Origin of the sequence: Streptomyces sp. ML-6 (assembly GCF_030116705.1) — a bacterium.
GTDB lineage: Bacteria > Actinomycetota > Actinomycetes > Streptomycetales > Streptomycetaceae > Streptomyces.
This window is the reverse complement of record NZ_JAOTIK010000001.1, coordinates 3,182,888-3,203,511: the sequence shown is the minus strand read 5'-3', so window position 1 is coordinate 3,203,511 and position 20,624 is coordinate 3,182,888. Positions and strand designations below refer to the sequence as shown.

Here is a 20,624-nt window from a genome sequence, read left to right as displayed (position 1 = left end):
TGACCGAGGGGGCAGGGGCACGGGGGCGGAGCCCCCGTCGAGAACCGCGGCGTCTTCCCGGGCCGCCGCTCCGTGCGGGCGGGGGCGCGCACCGCGGCCGTGCGCGCCCCCGGCCGCACACCCCACACCCCGGCTCACACCCCAGACCCCGGCCGCACACCCCACGGACCCCGGCCGCGCACCCACCCCAGAACAGAAGGGAATCCCGTCATGCTCGACCACCTCATCCGCGGAGCCACCGTCGTGGACGGCACCGGCGGACCCTCGTACACCGCCGACGTCGGCATCCGCGACGGCCGCATCGCCGTCGTCGCCGAACCGGGCACGCTCACCGAGCCGGCCGTCACCACCGAGGACGCCACCGGGCTCGTCCTCGCGCCCGGCTTCGTCGACCCGCACACCCACTACGACGCCCAGCTCTTCTGGGACCCGTACGCCACGCCCTCCATGAACCACGGCGTCACCACCGTCGCCGGGGGGAACTGCGGATTCACCCTCGCCCCGCTCCACCCGGACCGCCCCGAGGACGCCGACTACACCCGCCGCATGATGGCGCGGGTGGAGGGGATGGCGCTCAGGGCCCTGGAGGAAGGGGTGGACTGGACCTGGTCGGGCTTCCGCGAGTACCTGGACGCCCTCGAAGGGCGCATCGCCGTCAACGCCGGGTTCATGGTCGGGCACTGCGCCCTGCGTCGGTACGTCATGGGCGCCGACGCGACCGAGGGCCGGCCCACCCCGGCGCAGCTCGACGCGATGCTCGGGCTGCTGCACGACGCGATGGACGCCGGGGCGTGGGGGCTGTCCACCACCCAGTCCGCCACCCACTCCGACGGGGACGGCCGGCCCGTCGCCTCCCGGGCCGCGCAGCCCGAGGAACTCCTCGCCCTCTCCCGGGCCGTCGGCGAACACGAGGGCACCCAGCTCGAAGCGATCGTCGCCGGCTGCCTGGACCAGTTCTCCGACGAGGAGATCGACCTCCTCGTCGACATGACCGCCACCGCCGGGCGCCCGCTGAACTGGAACGTCCTCACCATCGACGCCGCCGTCCCCGAACGCGTACCGCGCCAGCTGGTCCCCAGCGAACGGGCCCGCCGCGCCGGGGGCCGGATCGTCGCGCTGACCATGCCGATCCTCACCCCCATGAACATGTCGCTCGGCACCTTCTGCGCCCTCAACCTCATCCCCGGCTGGGGCGACATCCTCGCGCTGCCCGTCCTCGAGCGCATCGAACGGCTCCGCGACGCCGGCACCCGCGCCGAGATGCTCCGCCGCGCCGACAGCAAGGAGGCCGGGGTCTTCCGCCGCCTCGCCGACTTCGCACGCTACGTCATCGGCGACACCTACAGCGCGGCCAACGAGGGGCTGACCGGCCGGGTGGTGCGCGACATCGCCGCCGAACGCGGCCAGGACCCCTTCCACTGCCTCGTCGAGATCTGCGCCGCCGACGAACTGCGCACGGTGCTGTGGCCGATGCCCACCGACAACGACCCCGCCTCCTGGGCGCTGCGCCGCGAGACCTGGGAGCACGAGGACGTCATGCTCGGCGGCTCCGACGCGGGCGCGCACCTGGACCGGATGTGCGGCGCCCCGTACACCACCCGGTTCCTGGGCGACTGCCTGCGCGGGCGCAGGCTCGTCCCCCTGGAGCAGGCGGTGAAGATGCTCACCGACGACCCCGCCCGGCTCTTCGGGCTCCGCGAACGGGGCCGGATCGAGGAGGGCTTCCACGCCGACCTCGTCCTCTTCGACCCCGAGCGGGTGGACGCCGGGCCCGCCACCCTGGTGCACGACCTGCCCGGCGACAGCCCGCGCCTGGACTCCCGGGCCATCGGCATCGTCTCGGTCCGGGTCAACGGGGTGGAGACCCTGCGCGACGACAAGGTGACCGGGGCGGTCCCCGGCACGGTGCTCCGCTCCGGCCGCGACACCCGGACGGTGAGCACCGTATGAACGGGCACCGCATGAACGGGGAGAAGCGGAACGGGGAGAAGCGCCGCCTGTTCATCGGCGGCCGGTGGACCGAGCCCGACCACGGCCACTACGAGGTGATCGACCCCGCGACCGAGGAGGTCGTCGGCCTCGCCCCGGAGGCGAGCCGGGAGCAGGTGCACGCGGCGGCGGCCGCCGCCCGCGAGGCGTTCACCACCTGGTCCCGCACCCGCCCCGAGGAGCGGGCCGCGATCCTCGACCGGGCCGCCGACCTGATACGGCGCGACCTCGTCGCCTGCGCCGACCTCGCCCGCGCGGAGAGCGGCGCCACCACGGCGACGGCCAGGGGCATGCAGGTGGCCGTGGGCGCCGCCCGCTTCCGCCGGTACGCCAGGGGCGCCCTGGAACCCGTCGAGGAACCGATCGCGCCGCAGATCAACGAGGCCGGGCCGATGGGCCGGGCGGGCGTCTTCGGGGCCCTCGCGGTGCGCCGCCCGGTCGGCGTCGTCACCTGCATCACCTCGTACAACAACCCGTGGGCCAACCCGGCGGGCAAGATCGCGCCCGCGCTCGCCATGGGCAACACCGTCGTCGTGAAGCCCGCGCCGCAGGACCCGCTCTCCGTCCACCGGATGGCCGAGGCGCTCCAGGAGGCGGGCGTCCCGGCCGGGGTCGTCAACGTCGTCACCGGCTCGGGCCCCGAGGTGGGGGAGGCGGCCGTCGACTGCGAGGACGTCGACATGGTCAGCTTCACCGGGTCCACCGCCGTCGGGCAGCGCATCGGCGAGGTGTGCGGGCGCGGGATGAAACGGCAGCTGATGGAGCTGGGCGGCAAGGGCGCCGCGATCGTCCTCGACGACGCCGACCTCGACTCGGCGGTGGCGGGCATCGGCACCACGTTCTCCTTCTACAGCGGCCAGATCTGCACCGCCCCGACCCGGGTCCTCGTCCAGCGCGGCGTCCACGACGCGCTGGTCGGGAAGCTCGCCGGGTACGCGAACCACCTGAAGGTGGGCGACCCCGCGGCCCGGGGCACGGTCGTCGGGCCGGTCATCTCCGCCGCCCACCGCGACCGCGTCGAGGCGTACGTGGAACTCGGCCGGAAGGAGGGCGCGCGGGTCGTCACGGGCGGCGCCCGCCCGGCCGGGCTCGACCGGGGTTTCTACGTCGCCCCCACCCTCCTCGCCGACTGCACCAACGACATGCGCGTCGCCCGCGAGGAGATCTTCGGCCCGGTCGTCGTGGTCGTCCCCTTCGACGACGAGGAGGAGGGCATCGCGCTCGCCAACGACAGCGACTACGGACTGATCGACTACGTCTGGTCCGGGGACGTGGCGCGCGCCTTCCGGATCGCCCGGCGGCTGTGCGCCGGCGGGGTCGGGGTGAACACCGTCGGCCGGAACATGGAGGCGCCGTTCGGCGGGTTCAAGAAGAGCGGAGTGGGCCGCGACGTCGGCTCGTACGCCCTGCACGCGTACGGCGAACTCCAGTCGATCGTCTGGCCCGGCTGAGCCGGAACGGCCGTGGGCGTCCAGCGTCCGCCGAGCCGAACGGTCCGTGAGTGTCCAGCGCTTGCTGAGCCGGAACGGTCGGTGGGTGTCCGCCGAGCCGGAACGGTTGGTGGGTGTCCGCTGAGCGGACACCCGCGGGAAATTTTGAAACCGAACAAAACGGGCACCGCTGCGATTCCCGTACGGTGCTGCGAACGAGCCCCGGCCTCGCATCGAAAGGCAGCCTTCGCGAACGACCTTCAATTAACCAAGGTTCTTCCGTATTGTTGCCTGGAATTCAAGGATGAGACGGCGGAGTCTCACCCTCCGAATATGGAAATCGCAGCGTTTATCGTCCTCTTCATGACTCAGCTGGACGTGCGGCCGCGGGCCGGAGGCACAGCACCGGGCGCCGTTCCGGCCGACGGCGGCGTGCGCGGCAAGGGACTCGGCGGGAACTCCGTCGGCCTGATGGGCAGCGCCGTCATCGGCGTCTCCACCGTCGCCCCCGTCTACTGCCTCACCTCCACTCTCGGCTCCACGGCGGGGGAGGTCGGCGTGCAGATGCCCGCCGTCTTCCTGGCCGGATTCCTGCCGATGCTGCTCGTCGCCTTCGCGTACCGCGAGCTGAACAAGGCCGTGCCGGACTGCGGCACCTCCTTCACCTGGACGGTGAAGGCGTTCGGCCCGCGCGTCGGCTGGATGTGCGGCTGGGGCCTGGTCATCGCGACGATCATCGTCCTGTCGAACCTGGCGGGCGTGGCCACCTCGTACTTCTGGCTCCTGGCGGGCGAGATCACCGGCAGCGAGTCGATCGCCGCCCTGGACGACAGCAAACCCGTCCACATCCTGACCTGTCTGGCCCTGATCGCGATCGCCACGGCGATCAGCTACCGGGGGATGACGGCCACCAAGGGCGTCCAGTACGCCCTGGTCGGCCTCCAGCTCGTGGTCCTCGCGGTCTTCGTGGCGATGGCCGTGCAGAAGGCGGGCAGCGGGGAGTTCGCCTCGTCCCTGGACTTCTCCTGGTCCTGGCTGAACCCGTTCGCGGTGCAGTCGTTCGCGGCGTTCACCGCCGGTCTGTCGCTGTCGATCTTCATGTTCTGGGGCTGGGACGCCTGCCTGACCGCCAACGAGGAGACCGTCGGCAGCGAGAAGACCCCCGGCCGGGCCGCCCTCATCGCGATGGTCGTGCTCGTCGGCTCCTACCTGGCGACCGGGGTGGCCGCCCAGATGGCCGTCGGCTCCGGCGACTCGGGGCTCGGCCTGGCCAACCCCGAGACCTCCGACAACGTCTTCGCCGCGCTCGCCGGCCCGGTCATGGGCCCCGGCCTCGGCATCCTGCTCTTCGTCGCGGTGCTCGCCTCGGCCGCCGCCAGCCTCCAGACCACCTTCATCCCGGTGGCCCGCACGGTGCTCGCGATGTCCTCGTACGAGGCCCTGCCCGCCTCGTACGCCCGCGTCCACCCGCGTTTCAGGACCCCGGGCCGGGCCACCGTCATGGCGGGCGTCGCGACCGGCGTCTTCTACACGGTGATGACCCTGGTCAGCGAGCACGTCCTGGTCGACACAATCTACGCGCTCGGCCTCATGATCTGCTTCTACTACGCGCTGACGGCCTTCGCCTGCGCCTGGTACTTCCGCGCCGACCTGACCCGCTCCTTCCGCGACCTGGCCTTCAAGGGACTCTTCCCGGTCGTCGGCGGCCTCCTGCTCACCGCGGTCTTCGGCAAGACCCTCCACGACATGTGGGACCCGGCCTACGGCTCCGGCTCGGAGGTCCTCGGGGTCGGCTCGGTGTTCGTGATCGGCGTCGGGCTGCTGCTGCTCGGCGTGGTGCTGATGCTGGTGATGCAGCGCCGCAGCCCGGCGTTCTTCCGCGGCGAGATCCTGACCAGGGAGACCCCGGCGCTGGTCGTCGAGGACTGAGGGCGGCCCGGGGGACGGGGCGGACCGGGCGGTCAGCCGGTGGCGCGCCAGTAGCCCAGGGCGTTCACCCGCTCCTTGGGCACGGACAGCTCCTTGCGCGCGTACGAGGACAGGGCCCGGGTGGTCGCCGTGTCGCAGGCGATCCAGACGTACGCGTCGGAGGCGTCGGACCCCAGCAGCCGCGGCAGGGCCGACTTCACCTCGGCTACCAGCCCGGCGCCCCGGTCGCGGCGCGGTACCCGGTGCAGGATGTGGTGGTCCGGGTCCAGCCGGAGCGGCAGCCGCTCGTCCGAGGGGTGCGAGGTCTCGAACCACAGGGTGGCCGGGGTTCCCGGGAACGCGTCCAGCAGGGAGTTGATCGCGGGCAGCGAGGCCGGGTCGCCGACCACGAAGAGCCGGGCCGGCCGGGGCTCGGGCGGCGCGAAGCCGGTGCCCTGGAGCGTGGCGTCGATCGTGTCGCCCGGCTTCGCCGCACGGGCCCAGTCGCTCGCGGCCCCCTCGTGCAGGGCGAACTCCAGGCTGAACGTACCGGCGGCCGGGTCCGGGTCGACCAGGGTGTAGGCGCGCTGGTGCGGCTTGCCGCCCCGCTCGAACCAGATCCTGACCCACATCGTCGGATGGGCGCCCCCGGTCGCGGCGAGCAGCCCGCCGTCGGTGAGGTGGATCCGGCGGAAGTCCTCGGTGACCTGTTCCGCACCGGTCACGGTGAACGTGAAGTCCCGTCCCCGCATGAGCTTGAGGACGACGCCCTCCCAGCCGTGACCCACCGCTGTCCCTCCCCGCACCGAGAATAAATTCAGGTTAGGCTAACCTAAATTCTCGGGATCGGGGAGTCCTGGTCGGCCTTCGGGGTCCTGGCCGGTCCACGGGGTGCGGGGCGGCGCGGGGGTGCAGGGTCGCGCCGGGGTCCGTCCGGCCGGGGTTCAGCCTCCGGGGCCCTCCTCGGCCGCGACCTGCGCCAGCGTGCGTCCGGTGCGGGCCGAGCGCGCCCGGTACGGGTCCGGCGTCTCCGGCCCGTCGTGGGTGGCCCGGTTGTCCCTGGCCTTGATCAGCAGCCACACCTCCCCGCCGGGGACGTTCTCCGCAGCGCCCCCCTTGAAGCGGGTGAGGGCGAACTCGCCCTGCAGCCTGGTCCCGTCGAGCCAGAACGTCGCGTGCCCCTCCTCCAGGGACTGCGCGAACGGCACCGGCGTGCCCCGGCGGTCGTGGCTGAGCGGCCGGTAGGTGCCCTGGTCCCAGACGATCACCGTGCCGCCGCCGCGCTCGCCCTTCGCGATGACGCCCTCGAATGTGCGGTACTCCAGCGGGTGGTCCTCCGTCGGGACGGCCAGTCGCCGCTCGCGCGGATTCTCCGAGGGGCCGCGCGGCACCGCCCACGACTTCAGCACGCCGTCGACCTCCAGCCGGAAGTCGAAGTGCATGCGCCGGGCCTGATGGATCTGCACGACGAAGCAGGGCGCCGGGGCCGCCCGCCCCGCCCCGCCGGACCACTCGCCGGGCCGGTCCCGGAGGCCGCCGTCGTTGTCACGGGTCATGTTCATCCGGACACCTCCTCGTCGGCGATCCCGCCCGAGGTCTTCTTCCACTGTGCCGCCGCCGGTCGCGAAGCGCACAGGGAGGGGGCGGATCGGAGCGGGGCGAGGCGCGGCGGATCGGGACGGATCGGGACGGGTGGCGGGGGCAGTATCTCGTCATCAAGTATCTTGACATCGAGACTGTTTGGCGGGCAGGCTTCCTCCGTGTTCCCCGGTGTCCGAGGTTTCCGGCACCGGGCGTGTCGAGCAGGTCGAGCAGGTCGAGGGGGGCGCGCGATGCGGCGCGGTGGGGACGGCGGCGAGGGGCAGGGGCTGCTGGCCCAGTTGCGCAATCCGCCGGGCGGTCGCAACGCACGGATCATGCTGCTCGCCCTGGCCGTGGACCGCACCGGCTCGGGGCTGTGGGCCGCTTCCTCGGTCCTCTACCTCACCTTCGTGACCCAGTTGAGCGCCCAGCAGATCGGCGTGCTGCTGGGCACGGCCGGGGTGGCGGGCATTGCGGGCTCGCCCCTGGCCGGGCGCCTGGCCGGGCGGTTCCCGGTGCGCCCGCTGCTGATCGGCTGCCACCTGCTCAGGCTGGTGACCCTCGCCCTGGTGCTGGTGTGCTCGGACTTCGGCGCGCTGCTCCCCGTCATCGCCGTGACCTACGTGGGCGACCGGGCCGCGAAGACCCTGGAGATGCTGTTCGCGACCCGGACCGCGGGCGAGCGGCGCGCGGCCTACCAGGCGCTGTCGCGCAGCGCGGCCAACGCGGGCTACGGCGTCGGCGCCGGGATCGCGGCGATCGGCCTGGCGGTGGGCACCACGGGCGCCTACCGGGCCCTGATCCTGGGCAACGCGCTGTCGTTCGTCGTGGCCGCGGTGCTGGTGTGGCGCACGGACGAGGCGCGGGAGCGGACCCTCGAGGTGGCACGGTCCGGCGCCCCGGCGGGCGACGGGCGTGAAGCCCCCGTCGGTGACGGCCGCGAAGTCCTGGCAGGTGACGGCCGTGAAGCCCCCGTCCGCAGGACCGGCCCGTGGCGGGACCGCGGCTACCTCCGGTTCGCCCTCCTGGACATCCCGATGAACCTCGACGACTCGATCCTCGCCGTCGGCCTGCCGCTGTGGCTGGTGGAGCGCACCTCCGCGCCGCACGCCCTCGTCCCGGCCTTCCTCGTCATCAACACCGTGCTGGTCGTGGTGCTCCAGCTGAGCGTGTCGAAGCGCGCCGAGGGTCCGCGCCGGGCGACGCGGGCGGTGCTGCTGTACGGGGTCCTGACGTTCGTGTGCTGCGGCTGCCTGGCCGCGGCGGCCCTGGTCGGCACCTGGGCGGCCGCGGCCCTGCTGCTCGCCGCGGCCCTGCTGGTCACCCTGGCGGAGCTGATGCGGTCGGTGAGTTCGTGGGAGCTGGCGGTCCTGCTCGCGCCCGAGGACTCCCGCGCCGCGTACCTGGGGGTGGCCGGGATGTCGCAGTCCATCCAGAAGTCGGCGGGCCCGCCGCTGCTGACCGGCGCGGTGATGGCCGCCGGGCCGGTGGGATGGCTGGTGCTGGGGACGGCGGTCGCGGGCCTGTCGGCCGTACAACAGCGCTCCTGCGCCCGCCGGTTGGGCATCGACGAGCCCCGTACCGAACCGGCTCTCCAGGCCGGCTGACGACGGCCCGTACGGTGGCGACGGCCTGTACGGCGGGAGCGGCCCGTACGGCGGCGAGGGCTTTCATGGCGAGGTGCGGCTCCAGGTGCCTTCCGTCAACTCCCTCCCGTACCAAGGGACTTCATGGCAAAATGTTCGTCCTTGCCGGTGCCGGGCTCCCTCCGGTGCGGGGCACGGGGGAGAGGGTCCCCGCAGGCCGGAGGGGACGGCTGCGGGCCCGCCACGGCATACGCCTGCACACCCTGCCGCCCGGCCCCTGAAACCCGGTCCCGTACGAGACCCGCCCCCCGGGGCCCACCGGGCGGCACCGCCTACCCCTCCAGGAACACCGGATTGGTGAGTGCCGCCATTGCCCCGGGCAGCCCCGGCACCGTCGCCGGGTGCCGGACCTCGGCCCGTACGTAGGCGGCGTGGGACGGGGTCGTGCGCCACTCCACCGCCCCGGCGCCCGACTCCGGCAGCCCGGTGGTGAACAGGGTGCCCTGGTCGGTGACGAAGTGCACGGTGCAGCCGGGCGCCCCGGCCACCTCCAGGCGCACGGTGACCGGGGTGTCGTCCCCGTCCACCCGCAGCCGCTCGCCGATCCCGGCATGCCGGCCGCGCCCGCCCGAGGCGCCGAAGGAGAGCGAGAGGGCGGACGACTCGGCGATGTACGAGTGCCCGGCCCTGATTCCGGCCACGATCGCCTCGCGCGACAGTTCGTCGGCGAGCACGACGGTCTGCGGCAGCCCCACCAGGTCCGGCTCCCGGTGCGCGTCGCTGTTGCCCATCGCCGGGATCCACGGCTTCGACCAACGGGCGGCGGCGACCAGGGAGTTGTCCCACTCGGCGAGCGCCACCTCGTCCTCGGGGCTGTACGCGCCGTTCCACACCTCCACCGCGCCCGCGTCGCCGAAGCCGAACTTCCAGTGGCAGCCGACGCAGGTGGCGTGCGGATGGGCGGGCACCACCAGGCCGCCGGCGCGGCGCACGGCCTTCGCGTAGTGCCCGAACCGGTTGTCGCGGGCCCGGTAGCGCCAGTCGACGAACGTCCCCGGGTCGACGGCCAGCGCGAGCAGGTGCCCGTTGCGGGTGGTGACCTCCTCGCCGGTCAGCACGAGGAGGTCGTCGCCCCACAGTCCGGCCCATGCCCCGTGCGCGGAGTGCGTGTTGTGTTCGCTGCTGTTGATGAAGTCGAGCCCGGCCGCGCGTGCGGCGGCGGCGATCTCGGCGGGGGTGCGCCTGCCGTCCGAGTGCACGGAGTGCAGGTGGCAGTCCCCCCGGTACCAGGCCCGACCGCGCCCCTTCGCGCGCTCCGGCGGGTACACGGGCTCCGGCGTGCTCCCGGCGGGCCCGAAGCGCAGGGTGATCGTCACCTCGTACGGCAGCCCCTCGGGGGCGACGGTGTACGGGCCGAGCGCGATGTGCCAGGTACCCTCCCGCACCGGGCCCGCGATGTAGCCGGGGGTCGCCGCGTCCGCCCGGATGAAGAAGCTGCTGCGCGCCCCGCCGGACCACCCCCGGAAGCCGCGCCCGCCCGGTTCGGTGCCGCGCTCGTCGAAGATGCCGATGTCGAGGGCGTTGCCCTGGGTCCCGGCCGGTACGGGCGTCTTCTCGTACGTGTACGAGACAGCCATCTCCCGTACCCCGTGCGGTACTTCGACGGGAAGATAAACGAAGTCGGGCGCCCCGGTGGGCAGGGTGCCGCGCACGGTCCTGGTCCGGTCGGGCCCGTGGCCCCTGCCCCCGGGGGGTGCGGCGTCGGCGAAGCTCACGGTGCCCAGGGTAAGAGCGGTGGCGGCGGTCGTGACGAGAAGACCGCGTCTGCCCATCGGGTGACCGTGGAGCGGACGACCGTGGGCGGAGTGCGATGCGGTGGACATGCGATGGGCTCCTCGGGTGTCGTGACGAACGGCAGGACAAGGACGCGCACCCGAAACCCTGATGGTTGACGATGAACTCCGGAAGAACGCCGCCCCACCTGGACGGGCCGAGCCCTCCGCCCCGGTTCCCGGCGGGGCCCGCGTACTCGGATTTCCGCACCGCACGGCATACGTTGGGGCCACCGGATCACGACGGAGGTGCCCTCACATGCGGATCGCCACGACGATCTTCCTCACCGACCAGACGATCACGCCGCTGCGGCTCGCCCGCGAGCTCGAACAGCGCGGTTTCGGCGGCCTCTACCTGCCCGAACACACCCACATCCCGGTGAGCCGGGACACCCCCTACCCGGCCGGCGGCGACCTCCCGCCGGAGTACGGCCGCACCCTCGACCCCTTCGTGGCCCTCGCCCAGGCCGCCGCCGTCACCGAACGCCTCGCGCTGGGCACCGGCATCACGCTCGTCGCCCAGCACGACCCGATCGACCTGGCCAAGCAGGTCGCCACCCTCGACCACCTCTCCGGCGGCCGGTTCACCCTGGGCGTCGGCTACGGCTGGAACGTCGAGGAGGCCGCCGACCACGGGGTGGACTGGTCGACCCGCCGCGACCTGGTCCGCGACCGGCTCGCCCTGATGCGGGCCCTGTGGGCGGACGAACCCACGGCGTACGAGGGCGAGTTCGGCTCGGTCCGGGCCAGCCACGCGTACCCGAAGCCGGTCCAGGAGCCGCGCGGCCCGGTGAACGGCCCCCGTACCCTGCTGGGCGGCGCGGCCGGGCCGAAGCTGTTCACCGACATCGCCCGGTACACCGACGGCTGGCTGCCCATCGGCGGCCGGGGCCTGACCGAGTCCGTCCCCCGCCTCCGCGAGGTCTGGGAGGCCGAGGGCCGCGACCCGAAGGACCTCCGGATCGTCCCGTACGCGGTGCTGCCGAGTGCGGGCAAGCTGGCGCACTACGCGGACCTGGGCATCGAGGAGGTCGTCCTGCAGCTTCCCCCGGCGGGGGAGCGGGAGGTGCTGCGCGCACTGGACGCGTACGCGGAGTTCCTCTGACGGACGCAGGGGCGAACGGGCGAACGGGCCAAGGGGCGGACAGGCGAAGGGACGAACGGGCGACGGTACGGCCTCGGCAACAGCGCCCCGCGCGACGCGGCCCCGTCCGGGGCCGCGGACAACGTTCTCACGCAGCGTCCGCGGGGACCTTCTCCGCGCCGATTCGCCGGATCCGTTCCTGTCCCCACTCGGCCAGGGACTCCAGGGCGGTGTTGAGGGTGACGCCGTGCTCCGTGAGGGAGTACTCGACCCTCGGCGGCACCACGGCGTACACCTCCCGGTGCACGAGGCCGTCCTCCTCCATCTCCCGGAGGTGCTGGACGAGCATCTTCTCGCTGACGCCCGGCAGCCCGCGCCGCAGTTCCGCGAAACGGCGCGTGCCGTGCTCGTGCAGCTCCCAGAGAATCAGGGACTTCCACTTCCCGGTGACGACGTCCATGGCCGCGTCGATTCCGCAGAAGTAGGGGCCCCGCCGTGCTGCTGTCGCCATGAGTGCCTCCATGCCACCCGGAGGGCACTTACCTTCCGGTGAGTACTGCACTAATTAGTCCGTACTGTTCAACTCTACTGGCCCTGGCGAGGATTGAGGCATCGACGGAACCTTCCGCACGACATGGGAGAGCAGCGACATGCACGAGATCCACGAAACCGACGTGAGCATCCTCGGACTCGGCGCGATGGGCAGCGCGCTTGCCGAGGTTCTGGTGAAGGCCGGGGTGCGGACCACGGTCTGGAACCGCTCGACGGGCAGGGCGGAGGCGCTCGTCGCACAGGGAACGACCGAGGCCGCCTCTGCCGCCGCGGCGGTCCGGGCGAGTCCGCTGGTGGTCGTCTGCCTCTTCGACCACGACTCGGTGCACGAGGTGCTCGACCCGCTCGTGGGCGACCTGGCGGGACGGAAGCTGGTCAACCTGACCACGACCAAGCCCGAGCAGGCGAGGCGGTCGGCCCTCTGGGCGGCCCGGGCGCGGATCGCCTATCTGGACGGCGGCATCATGGCGGTGCCTTCCATGATCGGGCAGCCGGGGGCCTCCATCCTGTACAGCGGTTCGCAGGAGGTGTTCCGTGAGCACACGGAACTGTTCGACCGGTGGGCGGCCGGCACCTACTACGGCGAGGACGCGGGGCTGGCCTCGCTCTACGACTTCGCGTTGCTCTCGGCGATGTACGTGATGTTCGCAGGGTTCATGCAGGGTGCGGCCATGCTGGCACCGGCAGGCGTGCCGGCGAGCCGGTTCGCGGCGATGGCCGCCCCGTGGCTGACCGCGATGACCGGCGAACTCGCCGGGTACGCCGAGGTCATCGACGGCGGTGACTACACGGTCCCGGGGCAGCAGAGCCTGACGTTCTCCAACCTCGGCCTGTTCATCGAGGCGATCACCGACGAGGGGGTGAGCGCCGAACCGATCGCCATGGTCCAGCGCCTCATACAGCAGCAGGTGGACGCCGGCCACGGGACAGAGGGATTCGCCCGCATCATCGAGAGCCTCAAGCCCTCCGGCGCATGAGTGGCGAGGGGCCGTCGCCGAGCGTTTCCGCCCCTCTCCGCCGGAGGGCCGGGCGGCGGTCAGTCCACCGGGTGGAAGTTGACGCGTTCCCGTACGACGGGGAAGCCGGCCTTGGCGAAGTTCGCGGCCATGGGGAAGTTGCCCCGGTCGGTCGCCCCGCTGATGAACTCCGCGCCCTTCTCGACGAGGAAGTGGGTGCACTCGGCGAGGAGGTCGTGGGCGTAGCCGCGACCGCGGTGTTCCGGTACGACCCCGATGAAGCCGATGGTCGGGCCGGAGGGGTTGTGGGCCGGGATGTGGAGGCCGGCCAGGTCGCCCTCCGGGGTGTGCGCGAGCTGCCACCACTCCCGCGGGGAGGGGCACCAGTGGAAGAAGTCGATCTCTTCCCGGGCGGCCTGGTCGAGTCCGCCCTCCTCGATGGCCTTGAGCGCGTGGGCGTCCAGGGTGGCGGAGTGGATGCGGCGCAGCGCGTCGAAGAACACCGCGTCGTCGGGTTCGGCGCCGAAGCGCAGGCGTCCGGGCCGCTCGGGCAGGCCCCGGTCCGGGGTCCAGCGGTACAGGAAGCGTTCCACCAGGAGTTCGTACCCGGCGGCCCGGGCGGCGGCGAAGCGCGCGTCGGCGGCGGCGCGCAGGCCGGGCTCGTCCCGCCAGCCGCCGGGCAGGTTGATCTCGAGGCCGACCCGCCAGGGAGCGGAGCGCAGGAGTTCGGCCCCCGCCTCCTCCTCGCCCTCGGCCACGTCGAACCAGTTGATGTTGACGGGCTCAGGGTCGTCGGGGCCGCCCCACCACGCCCCGCGTGCGACGACCTCGCCGTCGCGCAGGGCGACGCGCATCCAGTCGGTGCGGAACCGGGTGAGCCGGTGGGCCTCACGGGCGCCCAGCGGGTCGGGCAGTGCGTCAAAAAGGTGGGCGTCGCTCGCGGAGAGCGCGCGGATGACCAGCTCGGTCATGGGGTGTTCCTCCGGGATGAGGGCTGCTCGGAGCGCTCCCGGTCAGAACTGACGAACCACGCCGGGACAGTGGAAGGGGGAGCGCTGGAAAGGTGTGAACCGCACGGCACTCGCCTCCTTCCGTCCGTCTCAGGGCGTGGAGCCACACAGTAGGTGACCTTCCGCAGGGCTGTCCATGGACTTCCGCGCCCCCCGGAGGGGAGGTCGTTGTCGTTCGTCGCGCTCGGTTCAGAGTTCGGACAGCAGTGTCGGCAGCTTGCGCATGTCGTCGAAGACGACGGTGTCCGGGCCTTCCAGCCAGTGCGCCGGGGTCAGCCCGCCCGCGTAGCCGAGTGCCCGCATCCCGGCCGAACGGGCCGCCTGCACCCCGTACTTGCTGTCCTCGACGACGACGCACGCGGCGGGGGAGACGCCCATCCGCCGGGCCGCGTGGAGGAAGAGGTCGGGGGCCGGTTTGCCGTGGGTGACCTCGGTCGCGCTGAAGATGCGGCCCTCGAAGTGTGCGTGGAGCCCGGTGTGGCCGAGGGTGTGGCGCATCTTCTCGTGGCTGCCGCTCGACGCCACGCAGGTGGGCAGCGTGATGGCGGCCAGCGCCTCGTGAATGCCGTCGACCGCGACGAGTTCGGCGTCGACGGCGGCCCGGTGGAGTTCCTCGTAGCGCTGCTGCCAGGCGGCGGACCGGCCGGGCAGCCGGGCCTCGATCAGCTCGCCGATGGACTTTTCCGACCGGCCCACGAACTTCTCGACGACCTCGTCCACCGTCAGCGGCCAGCCCAGCTCGGCGCCCACCGCCACCTCGATGTGGACGGCGAGCCGTTCGCTGTCGACGAGCACGCCGTCGCAGTCGAAGATGACGAGTTCAGGAGGAGTGGCCATGGGGTCAGGATAGGACCGGCCCTTCCTCTTCGCGGCGTGGCCGGGCAGACCGGCCGGGTGCGGGCCGGGCGGTCACGTACGGGCGGGCGGTCACGTACGGGCGGGCGTGCGGCTCTCTCTGCCGAACGGCATAGGGGGGCCGGTCCGGTGTGGTGATTCTTATGCCGATCGGCGGATGGGATCACCGGGAGTCCGGGGACGAGGCTTGAGCCGTTCAAGCGAACACGGCAACACAAGCCCCTACAGAACACGGGAGTTCATCATGCGCACCACCGCAATCGGTGTCACGGCGGTCATCGCGGTCCTCGCCGGTCCGGGCGCCGCCGGACCCGCTCCCGAGGCCCCGGCCGCATCCCCCGCGAAGGCGGAGGCCGTGATGGAGCACGGCAAGCCCGCGAAGGCCGCGAGCGTCCACGGGAAGGGGCGGATCGCCTACATCGAGTCGCTCGACCACGACATCCGCTTCAGCGTCGATGCCGAACAGAAGCCGTTCACCCGGCCGTTGCCCGGTGCGGCCCCCGACGGCCTGGCCACGGACGCCGAAGGCGTCCTGAAGTTCAGCCACACCACCCCGGACGGATTCCGGGGCTGGGCGGAGGCGAAGGTGGACTGCCTGGTCACCAGCGGGCGGACGGCGACCCTGACCGCGGTCGTGAACAAGTCGAACGTCGAGGACCCCGGTACCCGGCTGGGCATCAGCGTCCAGCAGGGCACCGACGGTGAACCGGACCGGCTCGGGTTCTCCTGGGGCGTGGTGAACATCGACCCCGCGAACCTCGACGAGGAAGGCCGGCCCAACCGGCTGCAGGCCGGTTCGTGCATGGCCCCCGCCCCGTTCACGACCGTGACCAGGGGCGGCTTCGAGGTGGTCCACGCCGAGATCCGGAAGACCCCCGAACCCACCCCGGGTGAGGTGAACCGCCGTGACTGACGCACTGACCGCCGGGGGCGCCGTACCGGCCACCGCAGCGCCCCGGGTCTCTCCCCCGATCCGCCCGATCGCGCGCGTTGCCGCGCTGCCCCGGAATGCCCGGCCTGCGTGTCAGGCGAAGGAGAAGCGGGCGGCGGCTTCGGCGGGCGTGGCGGTTCAGCCGTCGGCGCAGGTGGTGTCGCACGGATTCCGGGGGGTTCTTCGACACGGGTCCCTCCTGCCGGGTGCGGGGGCTCAGTCGGTTTCGATGCCGCGTGCGGCGAAGACCTCCGCCGCGTCCGGCACCGCCAGGACGCCGTCCTCCACGAAGGTGACCTCCCGCAGGTTGGGCAGCAGGGCGAGGTCGTCGAGCGAGCGGACGTCGAACAGGTCGTCCTCGCCGTCCCAGGCGGGGGCGCAGTGCCGGAAGACCTCCGCCCCGGCGTCGAAGCACAGCTCCTCGACGCGGGCGAGCAGCTCGGCCGGTATCTCCAGGGACTCGAAATGGGCCCGGGACTCCGGCAGCACCTCCGCGTGGAGGCCGTTCTCCAGGACGTAGGACGCGGGGTCACCGATCCCCCGCCCGGCCAGCCGCTCGGACAGGTCATAGACCGGGAGGAGCGGTTCGGGGCCGTACATGAGCTCCTCGATGACGAGCAGCTTGAGGTTGAAGTCGCGGAACTGGCTCATGAATCATGAGTACCACGGGGGTACGACACGGCCCCTCCGCCCGTCCCTGCCCCCCGGCCTCGGTCCCGGCCCCTCCTGGCCCCGGCCCCGCCCGACCCCGGGACCGCACACCCCGGACTCCGAGACCGCACGCCCGTCTCGGGCAGCACCGCCGCACAGAGGGCGTCAAAGCAGTTGCCCGGGGTCCGTGGCTCGGGGATAGGTTTCGTGACCATGGACGAAATGGACTTGCTCAAGCGTTCCAGTGGTCCCGTGACCCGGAACCGGATCAGCCGTGACCTGGCCGCGCTCGGGCTCGGAGACGGCGATGTCGTCATGTTCCACACCCGCATGTCCGCCATCGGCTACGTGGCCGGCGGACCGCAGACCGTCATCGGCGCCCTCCAGGACGTCGTCGGAACGCAGGGAACCCTCATGGTGACCTGCGGCTGGAACGACGCACCCCCTTATGACTTCGTCACCTGGCCGCAGGACTGGCAGGACGTCCTGCGCGCGGAGCACCCCGCTTACGATCCGGCCCTCAGCGAGGCCGACCACAACAACGGCCGTCTCCCGGAAGCACTGCGCCGCCGGCCCGGAGCTGTTCGCAGCCGCCATCCCGATGCCAGTTTCGCGGCCTTGGGAGCGGCGGCAACCGAGCTGATGGCCGACCACCCCTGGGACGATCCCCACGGCCCCGACAGCCCGCTTGCACGGTTGGCCGCCCACGGCGGCCGGGTCCTGCTGCTCGGCGCCCCCTTGGACACCATGACCCTGTTGCACCACGCCGAGGCGCTCGCCGAGGCCCCCGGCAAACGGTTCGTGGACTACGAACAGCCCATCCTCGTGCAGGGCCAACGGGTCTGGCGCCGCTTCCACGACATCGACTCGGAGGACGGGGCCTTCGACTACTCGGCCGTGGTCCCCGAAGGGAAAGAGCCGTTCGGGGTCATCGTCCAGGACATGCTCGCGGCGGGAATCGGCCGGCAGGGCAGCGTCGGCGCTGCCGAGAGCCATCTGTTCGAGGCCGCGGAAGTCATCGACTTCGGCATCACCTGGATGGAAAACAAACTGGGCGGGTAGGCGCCCGGCGCAGTTCGAACCGGTCCTGCGGAAGGCCCGCGTGCCCCGCAGGGGGCCGGGCCGGTGGGCTGGTCGAAGCCATCAACGAATGGCTGTGATCAGCACGGGGCCACGACTCATGCCCACACCGCTTTGACCACCGCGTGGCCTGCCGAAGCCGCCTGCCCGTAGAACTTTTGAAGCTCCCTGTGGTGGTCGAGGAACTCCTCCCTGGTCCCGCCGACGGCACTGAGCCTGGCACCGGCGACGTTCCACAGCGCGTCGAAAGAGACAGCCGCAAGAAAACGCGCGGCCTGTGACACCCCCGGCACCTCCAGAAGCATCAGCGGTGGATCGGAGGGGTCGACGCCGGCGCTGTGGGGCACGGGGCGGCCGCCGTAGATCGGCAGGTTCCAGGGCTCGTCGGCGTCCGTACAGAGCGCATCGGCCGCGGCATGGAGATCGTTGACAGCGTGCCAGCCCTTGTTGATCGAGTACGAGATGCCCGCTTCGTACTCGGCGACGTCGTTGTCCCAAGCCTCGGACATGAACGCAGCCAGCCAGGTGTGGTCGTCCCGGATCCCGGACTCGGCCACGGCACGAAAGTGCAGGTGGATGCTCACTGCGACGAATCCCTCAGCTCGACGACCCCTCTGTCGGGACGAACGGGCAGACCCTGTTCGAGGGCACCGACAGTTACCTGCTGCCGATGTCGGCTCGCGCCATCCGGCAGGTCTTTCGATGCACCGCTCAGGGGCGCGGGCCGGTGTCCGCCGTCGTGCCGGTCCAGGTGATCTCGAAGTACCTGACGCGTTCGTCCTCCCCGGCCGGGCGCATACCGGCTGCCGTCATGACGTGCTGGGAAGCGGTGTTGTCGTGGTCGGCGTCGCCCTTCACGCAGGTGACGCCGTGCGCCCGCGCGAACAGCAGCAGCTCGCGGAGGGCCTCGGAGGCGTATCCCCTGCCCCGTGCCGACGGGACGAGGCCGTAGCCGATCGTGACGCTGCCGTTCTCGTCCATGGGCCCGTGGAAGCCCACGCCGCCGACTGCCCGGTCGTCCTCGCGGCGACGGATCTCGTAGTTGCCGAACGGCCGGGGATCGCCGGTGTTCGCGCAGGTGTCCAGAAAGCGCCGGGCGGCGAACACGTCCCCGTCGGTGGGGTATCCGGGCGCCCATCGGGCCCCGTCGTCCGACTCGCCCGCCACCACTCGCTCGGCCTCGTCGACGGTCATCGGATGAAGCACGAGCCGCGCTGTCACAAGATCGCTCATGGCCGGGAGAAGTATCACGCGAGGCGACCGGACCGCACTCGGATTGTCCGACGGGGCTGTTCGAGCACTACCGGCACGGCAGAAGCCACGTCGTCCTGCCCGTTCTGTCGAGTGTTCAAGGTCAAGAGGCAAGCCTCACGGTGTCGGTGGGCTGTGCCTATGATCACGCTTGTACCACCTGGAGGCCGAAGGGCCGCGCAGAGGAGACGACGGGACGATGTGGCCGCGAGTCAACGGTATGCGTGCGCTGGAACTGGGCTTCCCCGGTGACATGCGGGACATGCTCAATTCCCTGGTGCTGACAGGGGCCAAGACCGCCACGACCTGTCTGCTCGACGAGTACGCCGAAGAGGCCGAGGGCCTGGAGTACGTCGGTGAGCGGCAGGCCCTCCTGGACAACGAGGGCCGGTGCGTGGCCACCCTGGAGTTCGTCGGCGTGGAGGTGAAGCCGTTCGGCGAGGTCACCTGGGAACACGCCAGGGCCGAGGGGGAGGGGGACGCGTCTCTTGAGGCGTGGTGCGATGTGCACCGGCGCTTCTGGGAACGTGCGGGCACCCCGGTCGATGATCACACCCTCGTTGTCTGTCTGGCTTTCCGGGTGGCGCAGGACAGCTGATTGTCCAGTTCCTCGGTGACCTGGGGCCTGGCCTTCGGCCGCGTTCTTCGCCTCTGCTCACTCCGGAAGGAGAGGCGATTCGGCGGTCGTGCAGTCGCGGCAGTTGCCCGGGGTGGGGGAGCGGAAGGCGCGGTCGCACCCGTCGCAGTTCTGGAGCGGCACGACGCGGGGACCGGGGGCGGGCGGCAGGGGCGGCAGGAGCGCCGTGAGGCGGTACCGGAGGAGCTTGGCCGGGTGCCGCAGGGGGTCGGGGAGGTCGTCGGTGAGGGCGCGGCGGAGATCCGCCGGGGTGGCGCCGCGTTCGAACCAGGCGGCCACGGCGGGGGCGAGCCGGTCGACGTCCTGCGCGGTGAGGGTGATGCGGGCCGTGTGGTGGTGCAGACCGGCCAGCAGCTCCGTCGCCGCGTGGAGCAGCGGGGGCAGTGAGGGCAGCGGGGTACGGGGCTGAGGCAGCGGTGGGGGCGGGGGCAGCGGGGCCGTCGGGGCGGGGAGGGACGACCGGGAGAGCTGGGGCGGCCGGGACGGCGAAGGCTGCGGGGACGGCGAAGCCGACGGGGACGGTTGTGGTGCCGCCGGGGCCTTCGTCACGGGCGGTGCGGGTGGTACGGCCGGTGCGGGCTGCACGGTGGGTGCTACCGGCGGTGCAGGCGGTGCAGGTGATACCGGCGGTGCAGGCGGTACGGGGGTGAGCGCCGGAGTTCGTACGGGGGCCGGGGGCGCGACCGGGCGCGGACGCGGGCGTGGGGCCGGGCGCGGAGGGGCGTCGATGTGGGTGCTGGTGCCGGTGCCGGCGTACGGCTCGTTGTACGAGTAGGTGCGGGTGACGACCCGGCCGTCGGTGAGGCGCTCGCGGACGCGGCGCAGAAAGCCGTGGACCTCCAACTCGCGCAGTGCGGCGGCGATACGGGCCTCGCTGTCGGGGAAGCGCTGGGCGAGGAACTTGATGCCGATCCGCGCGCCCGGGGGAAGCGACTGGATGTGGGCCGAGAGCCCGATGGCGAGCAGGGAGAGCTCGCGGTGCTGGGTGAGCTGGTTGCCCAGCACGGTGAAGTGGCTTGTGAGCCTGGCCTTGACGTGCATGACGCCGAACTTCGGCGAGGCGTCCGCGAGAACGGGACGCGGAGCGCGCATAGGCGCGCTAACCTGCTGTGTATCCATCGGGAAGCCCTTTACTTCCTCGGTGGTCAGGCCCTCGGCAATGGGATTCGTGGTCCCGGCCGGGGGCCGACGCATGTCTGGGGTTGTCGCGGCGAGCATATGCCTGCGAACCACCATGAAATCCAGCTCAGTTGGCAAACCTCACCCGCGCGAGTGACGGGCTCCTACGGGT

The 20,624-nt window shown here is 72.0% G+C and carries 19 protein-coding genes; 9 read left to right on the top strand and 10 right to left on the bottom strand.

The features are described from left to right. The first annotated feature begins 210 nt into the window (after positions 1 to 210). From OCT49_RS13875 to OCT49_RS13865, 3 genes are all read left to right on the top strand, one after another. Complete coding sequence (locus tag OCT49_RS13875) at positions 211 to 1,950, top strand: N-acyl-D-amino-acid deacylase family protein (RefSeq protein ID WP_283852184.1); 1,740 nt, start codon at positions 211 to 213, stop codon at positions 1,948 to 1,950. Then, positions 1,947 to 3,440 carry an aldehyde dehydrogenase family protein gene (locus OCT49_RS13870; RefSeq protein WP_283852183.1) on the top strand — a complete coding sequence of 498 codons (1,494 nt, stop codon included), beginning with the start codon at positions 1,947 to 1,949 and terminating at the stop codon, positions 3,438 to 3,440. The genes OCT49_RS13875 and OCT49_RS13870 overlap by 4 nt, the downstream gene beginning before the upstream one ends. Positions 3,441 to 3,782: 342 nt before the next feature. Next, on the top strand, positions 3,783 to 5,348 hold the full coding sequence (locus OCT49_RS13865; RefSeq protein WP_283852182.1) for an APC family permease: 1,566 nt from the start codon (positions 3,783 to 3,785) through the stop codon (positions 5,346 to 5,348). 32 nt (positions 5,349 to 5,380) lie between these two features. On the opposite strand, the gene OCT49_RS13860 is transcribed toward OCT49_RS13865, so the two are convergent. After that, on the bottom strand, positions 5,381 to 6,115 hold the full coding sequence (locus OCT49_RS13860; protein ID WP_283852181.1) for a siderophore-interacting protein: 735 nt from the start codon (positions 6,113 to 6,115) through the stop codon (positions 5,381 to 5,383). A gap of 156 nt (positions 6,116 to 6,271) precedes the next feature. Next, the gene (locus OCT49_RS13855) at positions 6,272 to 6,769 is read right to left on the bottom strand and encodes a DNA polymerase ligase N-terminal domain-containing protein (RefSeq protein ID WP_502963465.1); all 498 of its coding nucleotides are present in this window, start codon (positions 6,767 to 6,769) and stop codon (positions 6,272 to 6,274) included. A gap of 390 nt (positions 6,770 to 7,159) precedes the next feature. On the opposite strand from OCT49_RS13855, the gene OCT49_RS13850 reads away from it, so the two are divergent. Next, positions 7,160 to 8,515, top strand: a complete 1,356-nt coding sequence (locus OCT49_RS13850) for an MFS transporter (RefSeq protein WP_283852179.1) — start codon at positions 7,160 to 7,162, stop codon at positions 8,513 to 8,515. A 311-nt stretch (positions 8,516 to 8,826) separates the two neighbouring features. Here OCT49_RS13850 and OCT49_RS13845 read toward each other — a convergent pair whose 3' ends face one another. Beyond that, positions 8,827 to 10,377, bottom strand: a complete 1,551-nt coding sequence (locus OCT49_RS13845; RefSeq protein ID WP_283852178.1) for a CehA/McbA family metallohydrolase — start codon at positions 10,375 to 10,377, stop codon at positions 8,827 to 8,829. A gap of 208 nt (positions 10,378 to 10,585) precedes the next feature. Here OCT49_RS13845 and OCT49_RS13840 point away from each other — a divergent pair, with 208 nt between their 5' ends. After that, on the top strand, positions 10,586 to 11,431 hold the full coding sequence (locus OCT49_RS13840; protein ID WP_283852177.1) for an LLM class F420-dependent oxidoreductase: 846 nt from the start codon (positions 10,586 to 10,588) through the stop codon (positions 11,429 to 11,431). A 127-nt stretch (positions 11,432 to 11,558) separates the two neighbouring features. Here OCT49_RS13840 and OCT49_RS13835 read toward each other — a convergent pair whose 3' ends face one another. Beyond that, positions 11,559 to 11,921, bottom strand: coding sequence for a winged helix-turn-helix transcriptional regulator (locus OCT49_RS13835; RefSeq protein ID WP_283852176.1), 363 nt, complete (start codon positions 11,919 to 11,921; stop codon positions 11,559 to 11,561). 100 nt (positions 11,922 to 12,021) lie between these two features. Between OCT49_RS13835 and OCT49_RS13830 the strand changes: the two genes are divergently transcribed. Then, positions 12,022 to 12,939, top strand: coding sequence for an NAD(P)-dependent oxidoreductase (locus OCT49_RS13830; RefSeq protein ID WP_283855794.1), 918 nt, complete (start codon positions 12,022 to 12,024; stop codon positions 12,937 to 12,939). A 59-nt stretch (positions 12,940 to 12,998) separates the two neighbouring features. Here OCT49_RS13830 and OCT49_RS13825 read toward each other — a convergent pair whose 3' ends face one another. Beyond that, the gene (locus OCT49_RS13825) at positions 12,999 to 13,889 is read right to left on the bottom strand and encodes a GNAT family N-acetyltransferase (RefSeq protein ID WP_283852175.1); all 891 of its coding nucleotides are present in this window, start codon (positions 13,887 to 13,889) and stop codon (positions 12,999 to 13,001) included. A gap of 228 nt (positions 13,890 to 14,117) precedes the next feature. After that, the gene (locus tag OCT49_RS13820) at positions 14,118 to 14,765 is read right to left on the bottom strand and encodes an HAD family hydrolase (protein ID WP_283852174.1); all 648 of its coding nucleotides are present in this window, start codon (positions 14,763 to 14,765) and stop codon (positions 14,118 to 14,120) included. 262 nt (positions 14,766 to 15,027) lie between these two features. Between OCT49_RS13820 and OCT49_RS13815 the strand changes: the two genes are divergently transcribed. Next, positions 15,028 to 15,696 (top strand): hypothetical protein, encoded by a 669-nt coding sequence (locus OCT49_RS13815; protein WP_283852173.1) that lies wholly within the window; start codon positions 15,028 to 15,030, stop codon positions 15,694 to 15,696. A gap of 234 nt (positions 15,697 to 15,930) precedes the next feature. Here the strand turns inward: OCT49_RS13815 and OCT49_RS13810 are convergent, their stop codons facing one another. Continuing rightward, the gene (locus OCT49_RS13810; RefSeq protein ID WP_283852172.1) at positions 15,931 to 16,365 is read right to left on the bottom strand and encodes a DUF6892 domain-containing protein; all 435 of its coding nucleotides are present in this window, start codon (positions 16,363 to 16,365) and stop codon (positions 15,931 to 15,933) included. Positions 16,366 to 16,578: 213 nt separating this feature from the next. On the opposite strand from OCT49_RS13810, the gene aac(3) reads away from it, so the two are divergent. Beyond that, positions 16,579 to 17,427, top strand: a complete 849-nt coding sequence (gene aac(3) / locus OCT49_RS13805) for an aminoglycoside 3-N-acetyltransferase (protein WP_283852171.1) — start codon at positions 16,579 to 16,581, stop codon at positions 17,425 to 17,427. Between the two features lie 116 nt (positions 17,428 to 17,543). Here the strand turns inward: aac(3) and OCT49_RS13800 are convergent, their stop codons facing one another. After that, positions 17,544 to 18,029: a DUF1877 family protein gene (locus tag OCT49_RS13800; protein ID WP_283852170.1), complete on the bottom strand. Its 486-nt coding sequence runs from the start codon at positions 18,027 to 18,029 to the stop codon at positions 17,544 to 17,546. 127 nt (positions 18,030 to 18,156) lie between these two features. Beyond that, positions 18,157 to 18,678, bottom strand: coding sequence for a GNAT family N-acetyltransferase (locus OCT49_RS13795; protein ID WP_283852169.1), 522 nt, complete (start codon positions 18,676 to 18,678; stop codon positions 18,157 to 18,159). A gap of 238 nt (positions 18,679 to 18,916) precedes the next feature. On the opposite strand from OCT49_RS13795, the gene OCT49_RS13790 reads away from it, so the two are divergent. Then, positions 18,917 to 19,294: an ASCH domain-containing protein gene (locus OCT49_RS13790; RefSeq protein ID WP_283852168.1), complete on the top strand. Its 378-nt coding sequence runs from the start codon at positions 18,917 to 18,919 to the stop codon at positions 19,292 to 19,294. 57 nt (positions 19,295 to 19,351) lie between these two features. Here the strand turns inward: OCT49_RS13790 and OCT49_RS13785 are convergent, their stop codons facing one another. Further along, positions 19,352 to 20,425 carry a hypothetical protein gene (locus tag OCT49_RS13785; RefSeq protein ID WP_283852167.1) on the bottom strand — a complete coding sequence of 358 codons (1,074 nt, stop codon included), beginning with the start codon at positions 20,423 to 20,425 and terminating at the stop codon, positions 19,352 to 19,354. Positions 20,426 to 20,624: the final 199 nt, after the last annotated feature.

Bases quoted from the DNA above. Each gene is read 5' to 3' on its own strand.
- OCT49_RS13875 (WP_283852184.1), top strand. From the start codon at position 211: ATGCTCGACCACCTCATCCGCGGAGCCACCGTCGTGGACGGCACCGGC.
- OCT49_RS13870 (WP_283852183.1), top strand. From the start codon at position 1,947: ATGAACGGGCACCGCATGAACGGGGAGAAGCGGAACGGGGAGAAGCGC.
- OCT49_RS13865 (WP_283852182.1), top strand. From the start codon at position 3,783: ATGACTCAGCTGGACGTGCGGCCGCGGGCCGGAGGCACAGCACCGGGC.
- OCT49_RS13855 (WP_502963465.1), bottom strand. From the start codon at position 6,769: ATGCACTTCGACTTCCGGCTGGAGGTCGACGGCGTGCTGAAGTCGTGG.
- OCT49_RS13850 (WP_283852179.1), top strand. From the start codon at position 7,160: ATGCGGCGCGGTGGGGACGGCGGCGAGGGGCAGGGGCTGCTGGCCCAG.
- OCT49_RS13845 (WP_283852178.1), bottom strand. From the start codon at position 10,377: ATGTCCACCGCATCGCACTCCGCCCACGGTCGTCCGCTCCACGGTCAC.
- OCT49_RS13840 (WP_283852177.1), top strand. From the start codon at position 10,586: ATGCGGATCGCCACGACGATCTTCCTCACCGACCAGACGATCACGCCG.
- OCT49_RS13835 (WP_283852176.1), bottom strand. From the start codon at position 11,921: ATGGCGACAGCAGCACGGCGGGGCCCCTACTTCTGCGGAATCGACGCG.
- OCT49_RS13825 (WP_283852175.1), bottom strand. From the start codon at position 13,889: ATGACCGAGCTGGTCATCCGCGCGCTCTCCGCGAGCGACGCCCACCTT.
- OCT49_RS13820 (WP_283852174.1), bottom strand. From the start codon at position 14,765: ATGGCCACTCCTCCTGAACTCGTCATCTTCGACTGCGACGGCGTGCTC.
- OCT49_RS13815 (WP_283852173.1), top strand. From the start codon at position 15,028: ATGCGCACCACCGCAATCGGTGTCACGGCGGTCATCGCGGTCCTCGCC.
- OCT49_RS13810 (WP_283852172.1), bottom strand. From the start codon at position 16,365: ATGAGCCAGTTCCGCGACTTCAACCTCAAGCTGCTCGTCATCGAGGAG.
- OCT49_RS13795 (WP_283852169.1), bottom strand. From the start codon at position 18,678: ATGAGCGATCTTGTGACAGCGCGGCTCGTGCTTCATCCGATGACCGTC.
- OCT49_RS13790 (WP_283852168.1), top strand. From the start codon at position 18,917: ATGCGTGCGCTGGAACTGGGCTTCCCCGGTGACATGCGGGACATGCTC.
- OCT49_RS13785 (WP_283852167.1), bottom strand. From the start codon at position 20,425: ATGCGCGCTCCGCGTCCCGTTCTCGCGGACGCCTCGCCGAAGTTCGGC.